We start from the raw sequence: 15,206 nt of genomic DNA, 5'->3' as shown, positions 1-15,206 counted from the left end.
GAATTGCCTCTACAGCAGCCATCATTTTCAATTCAGGGAATTAAAATTTATGCAACCGAATAATCCAAACCAATTTACAGAAAAAGCCTGGGAAGCCCTCGCGCGCACCCCTGAAGTTGTCAAAGCAGCTCAGCAGCAGCAGCTAGAAAGCGAACATTTGATGAAAGCTGTGCTGGAACAAGAATCGGGACTCGCTAGCAGCTTATTTAACAAAGCGGGAGTTTCTGTAGCAAAATTGCGCGATCGCACTGATGAGTTTATCAGCCGCCAGCCGAAAATTACTGGAAGCGGCGGCAACGTTTATCTCGGTCGTTCTCTCGACACTTTGCTCGATCGCGCCGAAACTTATCGCAAAGAGTACGGCGATGAATTTATTTCGATCGAGCATTTGATACTAGGTTACGTTAAGGACGATCGCTTTGGCAAAAACCTACTACAAGAATTTAAACTAGATGAAGCCAAGCTCAAAGATATCATTGCCCAAGTCCGGGGGAACAACAAAGTGACAGATCAAAATCCAGAAGGCAAATACGAAGCGCTGGAAAAATACGGCCGAGATTTGACAGAAGCCGCGCGTCAAGGCAAACTCGATCCAGTAATCGGACGGGATGACGAAATCCGCCGCACGATTCAAATTTTGAGCCGTCGCACCAAGAATAACCCGGTATTGATTGGGGAACCGGGAGTCGGCAAAACTGCGATCGCCGAAGGACTCGCCCAGCGAATTATCACCGGAGATGTGCCGCAATCTCTCAAAGACCGACAATTAATTAGCTTAGATATGGGCGCATTAATTGCCGGGGCAAAATTCCGGGGAGAATTTGAAGAACGCTTGAAAGCGGTACTCAAAGAAGTGATGGATAGTAACGGCAAAGTCATCTTATTTATTGATGAAATTCACACCGTTGTCGGTGCGGGCGCAACTCAAGGCTCGATGGATGCCGGCAACTTACTTAAACCCATGTTAGCGAGGGGAGAATTGCGCTGTATCGGCGCTACAACTCTCGACGAATACCGCAAGTACCTCGAAAAAGATGCGGCACTAGAACGCCGTTTTCAACAAGTTTATGTTGACCAACCGACAGTTGAAGATACTGTCTCGATTTTGCGGGGCTTGAAAGAACGGTACGAAGTTCACCACGGCGTTAAAATTTCTGACAGCGCCCTAGTGGCGGCGGCTACTTTGTCTACTCGATATATTAGCGATCGCTTCCTTCCAGACAAAGCCATTGACTTAGTTGACGAAGCAGCCGCTAAACTCAAAATGGAGATTACCTCCAAGCCGGAAGAACTAGACGAAATCGATCGCAGGATTTTGCAGCTAGAAATGGAAAGACTGTCGCTGCAAAAAGAAAGTAACGCTGCTTCGATCGAACGCTTGGAAAGACTGGAAAAAGACTTAGCAAACCTCAAGGAACAGCAAAGCGCTTTGAATGCCCAGTGGCAATCGGAAAAAGGTGTCATCGGCAGCATTCAAAAGATTAAAGAACAGATTGATAAGGTTAACATTGAAATTCAGCAAGCTGAATTAAAATATGACCTGAACCGCGCTGCTGAGTTGAAATATAGCAAGTTAACGGAATTGCAAAAACAATTGCAAGAAGCAGAAGCTCAACTTTCAGCCACTCAAACTACAGGTAAAAGTTTGCTGCGGGAAGAAGTCACTGAAGCTGACATTGCCGAGATTATTTCTAAGTGGACGGGAATTCCGATCAGCAAGTTGGTTGAATCGGAAATGCAGAAACTTCTGCAGTTGGAAGATGAACTGCACAAGCGGGTAATCGGACAAGATGAAGCGGTGACGGCGGTTGCAGATGCAATTCAGCGATCGCGCGCAGGTTTAGCCGATCCCAATCGTCCGGTGGCGAGTTTTATCTTCCTCGGCCCCACGGGTGTTGGCAAAACTGAGTTAGCCAAAGCATTAGCGTCTTATCTGTTCGACACCGAAGAAGCGATCGTCCGAATTGATATGTCGGAATACATGGAGAAACACGCGGTTTCGCGGTTAATTGGTGCGCCTCCGGGATACGTCGGCTACGATGAAGGTGGACAATTAACTGAGGCTGTGCGCCGCCGTCCTTACTCCGTGATTCTATTCGATGAAATCGAGAAAGCGCACCCGGATGTATTCAACATCATGCTGCAAATTCTGGATGACGGCCGCGTTACCGATGCTCAAGGTCACACAGTAGACTTTAAGAATTCTGTGATTATTATGACATCGAATGTGGGTTCTCAATACATCTTAGATGTGGCGGGAGATAACGAACAAATGCGGAGTCGGGTGATGGAAGCGATGCGGGGAACTTTCCGCCCAGAATTCTTGAACCGGATTGATGAGATGATTATCTTCCACGGTTTGAGCAAGCGCGAATTGCGGCAGATTGTGCTGTTGCAAGTTAAGCGCTTGGAAAAACGGTTAGCCGATCGCAAGATGTCTCTGAAGTTGTCGGAATCTGCGATCGACTTCTTAGCAGAAATTGGTTACGATCCGGTTTACGGTGCGCGCCCTCTCAAGCGAGGAATTCAACGCGAGTTGGAAACGCAAATGGCGAAGGGTATTTTACGGGGAGATTTTGCTGACGGCGATACCATTTTTGTGGATATCGAGAATGAAAGGTTGGCGTTTAAGCGGCTGCCGGCACAGTTAGTGACTGCGAAATAATGTGAGTAGGGTGGGCTGCGGCCCACCTTATTTTTTTGAGGCGATGGTTCTTTTTTTTACTGCTGATGGACGCGGATGGGATTGCGGGCGATCGTTCTTAAGGGCGATCGCTTTCTGATTTATCTTTTTTCTGTTCTTGGTGTTCTCGAACAGATTTCGTCAGCAGGTACGTTGCCAAACTGCTGACGGATCTGCTTTCTTCTTCTGCCCATTCTTCCAGAGCTTTTTGAATTTCCTCTGGTAGGTATGCGGTAACTCTTCCCCGTGAAGCCATTCGTTGTACTGCAAAACATTTCAACACAGTCCATCTTACGCTGTTTTGAGTTAAGACCGATAAAAATATTTCATTTTAAGTTATTTTGTATTAATGTACGTCACAATGTGTTATAATGTTACCTGTAAACAGTCAGAAGCCAGCCCCTCACTGTCCAAGGTTACGGGCTGGCTCTGGCTCCAACATTCACTGGAGACGAATTCTATTATGACGTACAAAGAACGCTTGTGCTGTTGGGCGATCGCCCGTCTGTTACCCACTAAGCAATGGATGATTGTGGCCCGGTTCCGCAGTCGTTCAGATGCAGACGGGCATTTTCAGTTTCTGCGTCAAACTATACCCCACGTTAAGTTTGAGGTTGTGTTCGATCGCAGTGGGGACAGTCACCGTTTATCCGCGTTGGGCAGCCCTTCCAATCCCGTCACCAGCGCGTTATAAATGGTAATTTTCGTGGCGATTTCAGTTAACTAAACATTGGCGATCGCACTTTTTTTGATAAGTGCGATCGTCCTTCCTTTGTTGAGTCCCCCTCTGCGGGGACGAGAGTTTCTGTAGAAGCGATTTCAATCGCCGAGTTATCTGTTAGGCTGTCTCTACTAACTTACTTCCGCACCATCACAGAGCGAATTACAGCATTCGGCTGATACTTATTAGTCTCATGAACACTGCCTTGACTAGCCCCGTAAACCCCCGCATATTGCCTCCCTTCAGCCTTGGGAGCAAAGCGAATTTTTTTATTAGGTTGGTTGGCAAAGACAAGTACTTCGACCGATTCATAGCCCGTGTTATAACCTAAAGTAGCCTTGCCATAAATTGCCTCCGCTTGTTTTAATGTCATTCCCGGCCCGACACCCTCAACTGTTTTATAAATGGGATTGTCAGTCATCAAATCTTCAATGACATCCGCATCTTTCAGCTTTGTACGAAAAGGATAAATAATCCAATATTGCACTTGTCCCGGCTGGCTGACAGCCACAGCCTCAAAGCCTTCTCCTGGTTTAAAAGGAGATTCCTTAAACTGCGCCGTGGAACCCAAAGCTTTTTTCAATTCTCCGAAAGTCATCCCCAGCTTCGCCGATCCAATTCCGCGCTCGGAAATTGTTAAACTTGCAGCAGGTGTTTTTTGAGCAACCTTTGCCACTTCTGGCAGCGCCTTTGTACCCACATGCGCCACAGCGGCATCGGGCCTCGATATTGCTCCCAGATAAGAGCAGATCGCCAGCAAAACAGCTATCATTGATCCAGACAAAACTTTAACATTCAACATGGCTAATTCTCCTAGATTTCAAATGCGACTATCTACCCGTATCTTTTTCGTTTACGTTAAGAAACCGGGGTTTTTGCGTCCAGGACTACTAACTTACTTCCGCACCATCACAGACTTAATTACAGCATTCGGCTGATACTTATTAGTCTGATAAAATCCCCCTTGACCAGCGCCATAAACTCCCGCAAATTGTTTCCCTTCAGCCTTGGGAACAAACATAATGTTTCTCGTGGGTTGCTTGGCAAATACAACCCCTTCTCTCATTTCATTATCTACGTTATAAGATAAAGTAGCCTTACCGTAAATTGCCTCGGCTTGTTTCAGATTCATTCCCGGCCCGACACCCTGAACTGTTTTATAACTAGAATTTTCAGTCATCAAAAGTTCAATGACATCGGTATCTTTTAGTTTTGTACCCGCAGCGTAGATAATCCGATATTGCACTTTTTGCGACAGGCTGACAGCCACAGCATCAAAGTCTACCATAAAAGGAGACTCTACCTTAAACCGTGCCGTGGAACCCAGAGCCTTTTTCAATTGTCCGAAAGTCATCCCGACCTTCGCCGCTCCAATTGTGCGATCGGAAATTGTTAAACTTGCAGAAGGTGTTTTTTGAGCAGCATTTGCCGCTTCTCCCAGCACATTTGTAGCCCCAGGCGCAATAGCGGAACCGGGAGTCGAAATTAAGGTGAGGTAACTGCCGATCGCCAGCAAAGCAGCTATCATTGATCCAGACAAAACTTTAACATTCAACATGACTAATTCTCCTAGATTTCAAATGCGACTATCTACCCGCATCTTTTGGGCTATCCTGGGCCTCACCCTCCTAGTTTGGATTCTCAGAGGTGTTGGCCTCTTGACATTCATTCCCGGTGGTGTCATTTGGATACTGATTTTGCTTTCTTTTGTGGCGGGCATCCTCAGCACTTTACTCCGTAGGTAAGCCAGCATCCGGCAAATAACAAATAACAAATAAAAATTAACCAATTATTTTAATTGTGATTGTTTCATTGCCTTGCCCACCGTCACATTTAACTGAGCGCCCATCAGCATCACCAAAGCAGAAAGATTGAGCCACAGCAGCAACACAATAAAAGTTCCGATCGTTCCGTAAGTCCAAGTGTAATTGCTTAAATGCAAAACATAAAACCGAAATAAAGCTGAAAATAGCGCCCACAAAATAGCAGCAAAAACAGCTCCCGAAAAAATAGGAATATCTGGTTGACGGCGACTAGGCCCGTAGCGGTAAACAAAGGCAAAAGCCAGTGATACAATTCCCAAAGAAATCGGCCACCGCCACAGACGCCAAACAGCTAACAGTTGCGACTCCAAAGGGCAATTGCCGGCGAGTAGCAAGCAATTTTGGACATCTTTTAAATCGCAATTGGCGACGGACTCCAGCAGGCAACTCTGGCGGGCAATAGCTTGTACAATTAGGTCGCTGACAAATACTACTCCCGATGCCAGAATCAATAGTATAATTGTACCGATACTCAGCGCCAGAGAAATAAGTTTGGCTTTCCAAAATGGTCGAGTTCGATCGCTCGGGATTTCATGGATGCGATCGAGTGCAGCCATCGCCGCGCTCATTACTCCAGAAAATGCCCAAATCGCCACAAGAAAGCTCACGGAAAACAGCCCTTTATTGCGAGTTAACAGAATTTCTTTGATTAAGCCGCGAATCAAATTCCGAACGTTATCGGGTATTACCTCCCCCAAAAGGCCGGCGAGTTGATAAAGTGTTGACTGCAAAGGTTCAAAGAGAGCGATCGCAGATAAGATAGCCAACAACCCCGGAAACAGCGCCAGCATAGAATTGTAGGCCATTTGCGCCGACAGCCCCGGCAAGCGCTGCTCTCCCGCCTTAGCGCCGACTTCCTTGAGCGTGCCCCAAGTCAAACACCGACAAAACAGCCAAAAAGCACCAAATTTCCTTTTGAGAGCTCGAAGCAGCCTTAAAAGCGCCTTAAACAAAGCTAAAATCAGGTAGCGCAACCAGTAAAAAATGTTCATAGCGCACAGGAAACGGGGCGAAAGATGAGGTAAAACAAGTCGTTAATTAATTAAGCCATTATCAACTCGCAATTGCCAATTCCCAATTGCCAATTCCCAATTCCCCAATCTAAAATCTAAAATCTAAAATCTAAAATCAATATTATGGCTCAGGATGTCAGACAGTGGTTAGATGAAATCAAGCGGCTGCAACAGCAGTTAACAGAAGTTTCGCGCGATCGCGATGAGGCCGGTGAAAGTGCTGCTCAGTGGCGGCAACTCTACAATACCGAAGCCGAACAGCGGCGGAATGATGCCAAATTAACTCAGCAAAGCATCGCTTCTCTGGAAGCACAAATAGAGCAATTACAAAGTTTCTCCCCCATTGTCTCCGAAGGCGAGGATGCTGGAGTTGCTCGACAGCAGGAAGTCGCACAACTGCAAACAGTAGGCGAGCTTAAAGCTAAGTTAGCAGAAGTTCTCCAAGAGCGCGATCGGGCGATCGAACAAGTTAAACAACTCACTCAAGCCCTCAAACAAGAAGAAGCCCGTCACGCCGAAACTAGCAAAAATTTAACTAGCGCCCTCGGAGATGCCGTTGACTTGCTCACGAAATCACAAAATCCTGCCCCTGCAAAAACCGAGACAGCATACTCTTTAGAGATAGTACCTGTTACCACCCAAAATCCGGGAGAAACTGCGATCGAAATCCGCCACAATCCCGCTCAACTTCCGCCTTCTAAAAACCAGTTACTTCAGCTACCACCTTTTAATCAGTAGTCAGTAGCCAGTAGTTATTAATCATACCAAATCCGCTTTTATCATCCGTCTTTTCTTCAGTCGGCGGAGGCGGACTTCATTTTGCAGGGAGCGATTTCAATCGTCTATCAACAAAACTGACCAACCCGGACTTAATATGACGCCTAATTTTCAAGCAAAAACAACAGTCCGATTGCCATAAACTAAAACACGATTTTGTAAATGATATCGCACCGCCCTTGCTAACACAACTCTTTCTAAATCTTTACCTTTGCGAACCAAATCCGACACTTCATCGCGGTGACTCACGCGCACAACATCTTGTTCGATAATCGGACCCGCATCTAAATCGGGTGTAACATAGTGGGCTGTTGCACCGATAATTTTTACCCCTCTTTCATAAGCCCTTTCGTAGGGATTTGCACCCACAAACGCGGGTAAAAATGAATGGTGAATATTAATCACATGGGGAAATTTTCTGATAAAGTCTTGACTCAAAATTTGCATATATTTAGCCAAAACTACTAAGTCAATCTTATATTTATTAATTATTTCTAACTGTCGTGTTTCTTGAATAGCTTTATTGTCTTTAGTAATGGGAATATACTCAAAGTCGATACCGTATTGTGCGGCAAGAGGCTTTAAATTTTGATGGTTGCTGATTATCAGCGGAATTTCACCTCTGATTTCTTGAGATTGTTGTCGCCAAATCAAGTCTAATAAACAATGATCTTGACGGCTGACCCAGATCGCAATCCGTCGAATTTTTTGGGAGAAATGCAATTGCCAATTTGCTTGTAAGTCCTTGGCAATTTCACTAAAAGCAGGTGTTATCTGTTCGGTGGTTAAATCAAAATCATCTAATTGCCATTCTAGCCGACTCAGAAATAATCCAGCGGTAAAATCGGTATGGTGATCCGCGTGAATGATATTGCCATTATGGGAGGCGATAAAATTGGCAAGTAAGGCGACAAGCCCCTTGCGATCGGGACAGGCAATTAACAGGGTTGCAGTAGGCTTGGTCATAATATAATGATGACAAAATTGTCTGGCTGAGTCGCTCGAGAAAAAAGCGATCTCACAGGGGTTTATTGATACGCTTAAGGGCGGGCTCTTCGGCCCACCCCACAAGGAATTTTAACTGAGAGTGTAACAGGCTAGAAAGCCTGTTTCTATGGGCTTAGGGGCGGGCTTTTCGGCCCACCCCACAAAAGATTTTAACTAAGAGTGGAACAGGCCAGAAAGCCTGTTTCGATCTTCCTTCTTCGTTCTTCCCTGTTCCCTCTTCCTTCTTCTAAAATCCCATCGCCCCAGCTACTGCATCCAAAGTCGGAGCAATGCCACTTTTAAACAGATTGTTGCTGTGATTAATGGCGGTATCCGGGTCTTTTAAACCGTTACCAGTCAGCACGCAAACCACCGTCGCCCCAGTCGGAACTTGGTCTTTCACCTTCAGCAAGCCGGCCACAGAAGCTGCACTCGCCGGTTCGCAGAAAATTCCTTCCTGCGATGCTAACAAACGGTAAGCATCCAGAATTTCGGCGTCGGTGACTGCCACAAAACCGCCGCGGCTGGCTTCGGAAGCTGCGATCGCCTGTTTCCAGCTAGCAGGGTTGCCGATCCGAATCGCCGTCGCCAGGGTGTCTGGGTTCGCCACTGGTTGGCCCGTTACTAAAGGTGCAGCCCCGGCGGCTTGAAATCCCATCATCTGCGGCAAGCGCGAACATTTTTTTGCTTGGTGGTATTGACAAAAACCCATCCAGTATGCTGTGATGTTTCCCGCATTTCCCACGGGAATGCACAGCCAGTCGGGGGCGTCGCCCAAGGCGTCAACGACTTCAAAAGCACCGGTTTTTTGACCTTCCAAGCGGTAAGGATTCACCGAATTTACCAAAGTGACGGGGTAGTTAACAGCCATTTCGCGGACAATTTCTAAGGCGCGATCGAAATTTCCGCCAATCGAAATGACTTCCGCACCGTAAAGCAAAGCTTGCGCCAACTTGCCCAAAGCCACGTAACCCTCGGGAATCAACACGAAAGCTCGCATTCCCCCGCGTCTGGCGTAGGCGGCGGCGGCGGCCGAAGTATTGCCGGTACTGGCGCAAATTACTGCCTCGGCACCAGCTTCCTTCGCCTTGGAAATCGCCATTGTCATCCCCCGGTCTTTGAAACTACCAGTGGGGTTGAGGCCGTCGTATTTGACCAAGACGCGCACGTCTCGACCGATGAGAGAGGCGATCGCAGGTGCTGGAATCAGGGGAGTATTGCCTTCTTGGAGCGTCACTACCGGCGTGGTTTCCGTCACCGGCAGGTAGGGGCGATAAGCTTCGATCAAGCCGGGCCAGCCGTAGCGCTTGGGGGAGGCGGCGCGGGCAGCAGAGTTAGTAGCAGAGTCAGTAGCAGGTAGAATCAGGGTCACGGTGTCAATGGTTTTAGGCAATGGCTAAGGAATTTACACTAATTTTAGCTCGATCGGTTAATTTGATGTTTAATACGATCGGTTCAGGTTAAAGTAACTTAATGGTGTGAATGTGTAGATATGTCTACTCAATTACTAATGTCAAATAATTCATCCACTCTTTCCCGGCCTCAAGTCACCGCGAGCAATCCCGAAATGGCTAGTTCTTCTACCCTATCGACCACTTTTGCCCGCAAACTAGATTTGGTGAAGTGCCCCTACCAAGCCGATCAGCAAGTTAAGTTCCTGCACTTACAAGCAGAAATCGAATCCTTGCTGCTGGAAGTGCAAAGCCTCAAACAGCAACGCTTGATCGCTGGCTTGCCGGCTCTCGACCCGATTTCAGGTAGCAACAGCAATTAGCAGACCACAGTCGCTAATGCTAATTGTGCTGCCCCTGTGTTATAAAAACTAAGGTTTTGCTACCCGCAGAATTTTTGCCAAAAGTGCTAGAAATTCCTAACTGCGGATAGCGATCGCTAGCATTTGCTAAAACGCGCTTGCCTACTGCTCAACTCGTCTGCCACAAGCTGGCAACGAGCTGACATTTTACTGCGCTTTTTTATTGCGCTAATTTGTTAAGCCATGCTCATGGCATACGGAGAATCGAAATCAGTTTATGACAGCATCGATCGAAAAACCACTAAATTTGACATCCGCAAGTGACACCTCCAACTTGCGCCTCAAAGATATTCTCAAAACCCTGCCGCGGGAAGTATTCGTCAAAAACCCCCGCAAAGCTTGGACAAAAGTCATCGTCAACGTTTTGCTAGTTGCTGTCGGTTACTGGGGCATAGCAGTATCGCCTTGGTTTCTACTACCCCTGATGTGGATTTTCACAGGTACCGGATTAACCGGTTTTTTTGTGATCGGGCACGACTGCGGCCACCGATCATTTGCTAACCGCCGCTGGGTAAACGATTTAGTCGGACATATTGCATTTCTGCCGTTAATTTTCCCGTTTCACGCATGGCGGCACGGCCACAATTACCACCACAAACACACCAACAAAATTGGCGAGGATAATGCTTGGCAGCCGATGACAGCACCAGACTACGCTGGCGCGTCCAAGCCTTTACAAATAGCTTATAGTTTAATATTCGGTCGGATGTGGTGGATCGGCTCGATCGCCCACTGGGGAAAAGTGCACTTTATGTGGTGGCGCTTCAAAGGCCAACAAAAACAAGAACAAGTCCGGTTTTCTGTTTTTGTAGTTTTAATCGGTGCTGCGATCGGATTTCCGATTTTAATTGCAACCACAGGCATTTGGGGATTTGTCAAATTTTGGTTGATGCCCTGGCTGGTTTACCATTTCTGGATGAGCACTTTTACGATCGTCCACCACACAGCACCAGACATTTCATTTAAAGAACCCGAAGAATGGAACGAAGCCCAAGCGCAACTATCGGGAACAGTTCACTGCGATTATCCCCGCTGGGTAGAGTTTCTGTGCCACGACATTAACGTCCACGTTCCCCACCACCTTTCAACTGCTATTCCCTGGTACAACTTGCGCCTGGCCCACAGCAGCTTAAAGGAAAATTGGCAAGATCATCTCTACGAAACAGAATTTTCGTGGTCATTAATGAAGCGGATTGCCGACAACTGTCATTTGTACGATCCCGCGGGTGGCTATCTGACATTGGAGGAATTTAACGCTCAAACAAAGTAGTTTTGAAGCGTGATCGATCCCCAAAAAACCCGGTTGGTCAAACTAAACCGGGTTTTTCGATATTACAATCCGTAGCCTTTGTAAGGGGAGGAATGCGTACTCTACTGTCAATATCACAATCGGTATCATTATTAATCAGTCATTCCCAATCTAAAATCTAAAATCTAAAATCTAAAATCGAATGACTTTCAATCCCAATAACTGTCGCAACGAAAGCGAAGTAGAAAGCAAACTCATTGTCAGCTATCTGCTACCAAAGTTAGGCTATACGCCCGACACTTGGCACCAAGAAATCGCATTTGGGAATATTCGTCTAGACTTCCTCTCATTTGCCACCCAAGTTATCCCCATAGTTGTCGATGCAGACTCGCCGATGAGTGTAGTTATGGAGGCTAAACATCCGAAGGAAAATTTAGACCGCCACCTGCGAAAACTCAATCGCTATTTAACAAGTTTGAGCATCCGCTACGGACTCATAACTAACGGTAAAGAAATTAGAATTTACCAAAGAGCCGCCGATGAGATTGAGCTAGTCTTTAAGTGTGCTGGAAAAGACATTGAAAATAGAATTGATGAAATTATCGCTTTAATTGGCAGAGATCGTTTAAAATTTATAAAAAATCCCGATAATCTCCAACTGGAAGATAGTAAAATTAATTTAGTTAGTCCTGAGTTAATTAGCGAAGTCCCAGTACAGCCTAACAATCCCGCCACCGCAGAACCTGAGCCAAGTCAAATCTCTGAACCGGAACAAATACCTGAAAATAATCCAGTTAAGCCTCAAGTTAAATCCGATGTAACCGTTCCCCAAAAAAGCCAAAATACTATGAAAATCATTGCAGTTTACCACAATAAAGGCGGCGTTGGCAAAACTACAACAGTAGTCAATTTAGCTGCTGCGCTGAGCAAGAAAGGTAAGAGAGTCTTGGTGATAGACTTAGACAGTCAGGCTAATACAACCTTTGCGACAGGTTTAGTTAAATTTGAGGATGAAGAACAAGACGATTTGAAAGATTGCAACGTTCGTCACGTTTTGCAGTCAGAAGATGGTTACTCGATCGCACAAGTAGCTCGCAAGTCTAATTTTTGCAATCCCGAAATAGATGTGATTCCTTCCCACATTGATTTAATGCAACATGAAACGGATCTCAATCAACTAGATTACAGCCGAATGATTTTAATTCAGAAACTAGAAGAAGTACAGGATAAATATGATATTGTACTGATTGATACGCCACCATCTTTGAATCTTTACGCCAGAATTGCCCTAATTGCGGCGGATTATTTAATTATTCCTTCTGACTTAAAACCTTTTGCCAATCAAGGACTGATCAATGTCAAGGATTTTATTAAAAAAGTCAATACCTTCAAAAAACAAATTGGCAAAAAACCTCTAGAAGTTTTAGGCGTACTCTCTTGCAAAATCTCAACTAATGCTAAATTTGTACAGTATAGTTTGTCCAAGCGGAGGGAGGCAATTCCCAAACGCTACGGCTTTGAAATCATGGACAGCGTAATTTACGAGAGAGACGATTTAGCAAAGTGTGCAGAACAATTTCAAATCGTGGGAAATATGGAAATCGCCGATCCGATTTCAGTGCTAGACTTTAAGCCTGATTGCATCGCATCCCAAGAATTTGAAATGCTAGCAATCGAAGTTTTGGAAAAAATAGGTAAAAACTAATGAAAAAATTATCTCCGTCACTGGTTGCAGTGAAAAGAATTACATCCGCAGTGCCCCGTTCCAATTTTACCGAGACTGATTTGGAGAAATTAGCGAAACTGATTTTAGAGTCAGGAGGATTGATTAATCCGATAATTGTCCGCCGAAACGGTATGGATGCTTACGAAATAGTAGACGGAGACTTTGAATACTACGCGGCAGCGAGAGCCAAGGAAATAGAACCTCTCAAAGGCGAGACAATCGGAGCATTCATCCTGGAAGAAGAAAATGAAGAACTTCTCCTCGAACAACTTGAAATTCTCAGAAAAACCGCAATAACTGAGAATCAAAGTGTAAGTGTGGTTCCGCAACAGTCCTCCAGCTTAGAACAGCGGCTGACAAATATTGAAACTCGATTGGAAAACAGAATTAATGAATTGAAAGCCGATTATACGCGGGAAAAACAGGCGCTGATAGAGAGGGTTAAAGAAGTAGAAAGCCGCCTTCCCAAACCTGTTCCGCTGTTGGAAGCACTCAACACTCAAAAGGAATCCCAACTGAGCATAAATTTGAAAAATGCTGGGATCACATCTCAAACAATGAGAGACAACATCATCATACAGCGAGATTTGGAGCCATTTACCTCATTTGAGAATGTGGTGAAACGCATTAAAGGGTTAGGAGATAAAACAATGATTAAGGTCATTGACAATTGGCAAAGATATTTATAAGCTTTCAGCCATCTAAATTGCATTTTTGGGGCATTGCTCAAAGCCAATGCGACAAACGTTGAAAAACCCGATATGACTCGGCGGTTGAAACCCATCCTACACGAACTTCCGTCCCTCTCGCTTGAGACTAAAGAATAAAGGGGATATTAAAGCTGGCTTTCGTATAAATCGAAATTGCGATCGCAACTCGCAACGCCAGCCCGATCGCCCTGATGCCAAAAAAAGTAAAGATGAGTAAAGCAGTGTATCCTTGGTGTCCCGCAGGCAGTTAAACTCATCACAGTCACTTTTTTAGGAATTGCAGTAACTTTTGCCGATCGGGCTGTCACCGCACAACCAGCGGCACAGGTACAGCAGCAACGCCATATCTCCCCCAGATCACCGAGTTCGATCGCAGTTTGGGCAAAGTGCTAGTGGCCCACCCGACAATTAGAGTTCTTGGGTTAGTCCTGCATCACTTAAAACTGAGGCTGTAAAGTGCAAATATACACAAATATCTACACAACAGATTTTAATGACAAAAGGGGACTTGTAACAAGATGGATCGATCGTCCGATCAAAACCGAATAGTTGAATATTTGCGGATTAAGCCCATTAGTCACACTCAGATTTACACTTCTCAAATTGCCATACCCGAGTCTCATCGGGGCGAAATTCCTCGCGAACGCCGCGAAGCTCTTAGGAGAAGTCTGATCGAGCAAGGCAGCAACTTGATTCCTTTAATTGTACGCCCCACTGAAGCTTACAGCAACGAAGAAGAATATGAAGTAGTCTGCGGCTCGGATTGGTGTATTGTTGCTAAAGAACTCGGCATCGAGCAAATGTGGGCGTGGGTATTTGAAATGACCGACGAGGAGGTAGCTGTTGCTCAAGCAGAAATGGAACATTTAGCTCCGCAACCGACTCAGAAATCGGCACAAATTGAGACTCTACTGCAAGAATTTGAGCTATCATTTCAAAAAAAGGTAGATAGTTTAACAAAACAAATAGAACAATCTGTTAAAAAAAATGAAGAACTGCTAAAAAAGCAAGTAAAAGCTCTAACTGAGCAAAACTTTGAGCGTAACCAAATAGAACAGATTAAGCATTTGCTAGAACAAGTGGAAAAAGCATTTCATGAAAAGGTAGATAAAATGGCTAAAAAAATTGAACAATCGAGCATCAACCGTCCGCCAACATCGGGTGTTATTTCTGAGGTAAATCTTGAAGGTGCTTTGAGACAGTTGGATGAACTGGAAAAACTACTGTCAACAAAATTAGAGCGCACAGTCCAAACCATTAATCAGTTTGTCTCCGACGCCATTGAAGACGTAGAAAATGACCTGAAAAATCAAATCGAAACGCTCCGCCACCAACTTGGAGCCGCAGCGACGCACTCAGAAATACAGCCCGAGGCACCGCCGAAGAAGCAGTCAAAAACGCAGCCGAAGAAGCAGTCGAAAGCACAGCAGAAACCTCAGCTACCGCAGTTGCAGTTAGAGTTGCCGTTTCCGTCCCCGTCCCCAGAGGAAGACTACGAAAGTCTTTCGCTGAGACGGTTGAAGGCGATCGGCAAAGACAAGAAAGTGCGGGGCTACGCGCGCATGAAACGACCGGAAATTCTGGTGGCTCTCAGACAAACTGACGGTCAATAAAACGATAGTTGCGAATAGTTAAAGACTAATTATTCGGTCTTCGATCGCGTTTTTCGGCAAAAAGCGCGATCGGGCTTTCAGAATAGTTCTC

General features: G+C 45.6%; 15 protein-coding genes. 9 read left to right on the top strand and 6 right to left on the bottom strand.

Annotated features, from left to right (window positions below; translation table 11 throughout):
* Nucleotides 1-49 precede the first annotated feature (49 nt).
* Nucleotides 50-2,665, top strand: coding sequence for an ATP-dependent chaperone ClpB (gene clpB, locus QT994_RS13325; protein WP_333175190.1), 2,616 nt, complete (start codon nt 50-52; stop codon nt 2,663-2,665).
* Nucleotides 2,666-2,762: 97 nt separating this feature from the next.
* On the opposite strand, the gene QT994_RS13320 is transcribed toward clpB, so the two are convergent.
* Nucleotides 2,763-2,939, bottom strand: coding sequence for a ribbon-helix-helix domain-containing protein (locus QT994_RS13320; RefSeq protein WP_333045504.1), 177 nt, complete (start codon nt 2,937-2,939; stop codon nt 2,763-2,765).
* Between the two features lie 207 nt (nt 2,940-3,146).
* On the opposite strand from QT994_RS13320, the gene QT994_RS13315 reads away from it, so the two are divergent.
* The gene (locus tag QT994_RS13315) at nt 3,147-3,377 is read left to right on the top strand and encodes a hypothetical protein (protein ID WP_333045503.1); all 231 of its coding nucleotides are present in this window, start codon (nt 3,147-3,149) and stop codon (nt 3,375-3,377) included.
* A 163-nt stretch (nt 3,378-3,540) separates the two neighbouring features.
* Here the strand turns inward: QT994_RS13315 and QT994_RS13310 are convergent, their stop codons facing one another.
* Both QT994_RS13310 and QT994_RS13305 read right to left on the bottom strand, forming a co-directional pair.
* On the bottom strand, nt 3,541-4,206 hold the full coding sequence (locus QT994_RS13310) for a hypothetical protein (protein ID WP_333175188.1): 666 nt from the start codon (nt 4,204-4,206) through the stop codon (nt 3,541-3,543).
* A 93-nt stretch (nt 4,207-4,299) separates the two neighbouring features.
* The gene (locus QT994_RS13305; RefSeq protein WP_333175186.1) at nt 4,300-4,962 is read right to left on the bottom strand and encodes a hypothetical protein; all 663 of its coding nucleotides are present in this window, start codon (nt 4,960-4,962) and stop codon (nt 4,300-4,302) included.
* Between QT994_RS13305 and QT994_RS13300 the strand changes: the two genes are divergently transcribed.
* Nucleotides 4,961-5,149, top strand: coding sequence for a hypothetical protein (locus QT994_RS13300; RefSeq protein ID WP_333175183.1), 189 nt, complete (start codon nt 4,961-4,963; stop codon nt 5,147-5,149). The two genes, QT994_RS13305 and QT994_RS13300, sit on opposite strands and share 2 nt — an antisense overlap.
* Before the next feature lie 44 nt (nt 5,150-5,193).
* Here the strand turns inward: QT994_RS13300 and QT994_RS13295 are convergent, their stop codons facing one another.
* Nucleotides 5,194-6,219, bottom strand: a complete 1,026-nt coding sequence (locus QT994_RS13295; RefSeq protein ID WP_333175181.1) for a YihY/virulence factor BrkB family protein — start codon at nt 6,217-6,219, stop codon at nt 5,194-5,196.
* Nucleotides 6,220-6,363: 144 nt separating this feature from the next.
* Between QT994_RS13295 and QT994_RS13290 the strand changes: the two genes are divergently transcribed.
* Nucleotides 6,364-6,978, top strand: coding sequence for a hypothetical protein (locus tag QT994_RS13290; protein WP_333045498.1), 615 nt, complete (start codon nt 6,364-6,366; stop codon nt 6,976-6,978).
* A 150-nt stretch (nt 6,979-7,128) separates the two neighbouring features.
* On the opposite strand, the gene purU is transcribed toward QT994_RS13290, so the two are convergent.
* Nucleotides 7,129-7,983, bottom strand: a complete 855-nt coding sequence (gene purU, locus QT994_RS13285) for a formyltetrahydrofolate deformylase (RefSeq protein ID WP_333045497.1) — start codon at nt 7,981-7,983, stop codon at nt 7,129-7,131.
* Between the two features lie 268 nt (nt 7,984-8,251).
* Entirely contained in the window at nt 8,252-9,376 is a 1,125-nt protein-coding gene (thrC, locus tag QT994_RS13280; protein WP_445243905.1) for a threonine synthase, read from the bottom strand.
* Between the two features lie 120 nt (nt 9,377-9,496).
* Between thrC and QT994_RS13275 the strand changes: the two genes are divergently transcribed.
* From QT994_RS13275 to QT994_RS13255, 5 genes are all read left to right on the top strand, one after another.
* On the top strand, nt 9,497-9,778 hold the full coding sequence (locus tag QT994_RS13275; protein WP_333175177.1) for a hypothetical protein: 282 nt from the start codon (nt 9,497-9,499) through the stop codon (nt 9,776-9,778).
* A 256-nt stretch (nt 9,779-10,034) separates the two neighbouring features.
* The gene (locus tag QT994_RS13270; protein ID WP_333175174.1) at nt 10,035-11,087 is read left to right on the top strand and encodes a fatty acid desaturase; all 1,053 of its coding nucleotides are present in this window, start codon (nt 10,035-10,037) and stop codon (nt 11,085-11,087) included.
* Between the two features lie 181 nt (nt 11,088-11,268).
* A complete protein-coding gene (locus QT994_RS13265) occupies nt 11,269-12,771 on the top strand; it encodes an AAA family ATPase (RefSeq protein WP_333175171.1) in 1,503 nt (500 codons plus the stop codon).
* On the top strand, nt 12,771-13,481 hold the full coding sequence (locus tag QT994_RS13260) for a ParB N-terminal domain-containing protein (protein WP_333175169.1): 711 nt from the start codon (nt 12,771-12,773) through the stop codon (nt 13,479-13,481). The genes QT994_RS13265 and QT994_RS13260 overlap by 1 nt, the downstream gene beginning before the upstream one ends.
* A gap of 539 nt (nt 13,482-14,020) precedes the next feature.
* Nucleotides 14,021-15,115 (top strand): Rho termination factor (modular protein), encoded by a 1,095-nt coding sequence (locus tag QT994_RS13255; RefSeq protein ID WP_333175167.1) that lies wholly within the window; start codon nt 14,021-14,023, stop codon nt 15,113-15,115.
* Nucleotides 15,116-15,206: the final 91 nt, after the last annotated feature.

Origin of the sequence: Microcoleus sp. S13_B4, from assembly GCF_036700885.1 — a bacterium.
Lineage (GTDB): Bacteria > Cyanobacteriota > Cyanobacteriia > Cyanobacteriales > Microcoleaceae > Microcoleus.
This window is presented reverse-complemented; position numbering and strand designations above follow the sequence as displayed.